The 614-nt window shown below is 67.3% G+C and carries 2 protein-coding genes; both read left to right on the top strand.

Annotation, left to right across the window (positions count from 1 at the left end):
* The coding region (locus tag ACLZOT_RS49730; protein WP_416975949.1) for a DUF6238 family protein at nt 1-121 on the top strand (121 nt) is incomplete at its 5' end.
* 25 nt (nt 122-146) lie between these two features.
* On the top strand, nt 147-614 hold a 468-nt coding region (locus tag ACLZOT_RS49725), incomplete at its 3' end, for a hypothetical protein (RefSeq protein ID WP_416975948.1).

The raw sequence follows: 614 nt of genomic DNA, 5'->3' as shown, positions 1-614 counted from the left end.
GCCGCCCGTTCTCACCATCTGCCAGCGCCACCTCGCCGCCGGCCACGCCGTACGGCGCAAGACCACCCCGAGCGACCTCAACACCCCGCTGCACGGCCACACCACCACCTGCAGCCAGTAACTCCCCACCACCGAAGGAAACTTGTATGCGCGCCCTGAAGCGCTCCGCCACCACCGCCGTCATCCTCGCCGCGCTCGCCGGCACCACCGCCCTGGCCACCGCCGCCCCGGCTTCCGCCGCCAGCTACCACTGCAAGACCACTAGCCACTCCGTCGACGACCCGTCGTACACAGGACCCGACTCCGACAACTGGGACCTCGACGTCACGCTCTGCGCCATGCGGTCCGGCGGCTACATCTACACCAACGCCACCGTGTACTGGGACGGCCCGTACACGGCCAAGAACCGCAACACCTACACCTTCAACAACGCCAAGTTCCAGCTCCAGACCAAGAAGAGCGTCAGCGGCACGGACCCGGTCGTGAAGTCCGCCGCCTACAACGGACTTGAGGACGCGCTCGAACACAGCAGCAGCCACGGCAACGGCTCCTATTCAACCGGAACCCTGAAGCACAAGGCGGGCTCCGGCAGCCGCTACCTCGCCGACGGCTAC

The sequence above is a fragment of the Streptomyces sp. 4F14 genome (assembly GCF_048159485.1).
In the GTDB taxonomy this organism is placed as follows: domain Bacteria; phylum Actinomycetota; class Actinomycetes; order Streptomycetales; family Streptomycetaceae; genus Streptomyces.
The sequence above is the reverse complement of the archived record's forward strand: the minus strand, read 5'-3'. Positions and strand labels throughout refer to the sequence as shown.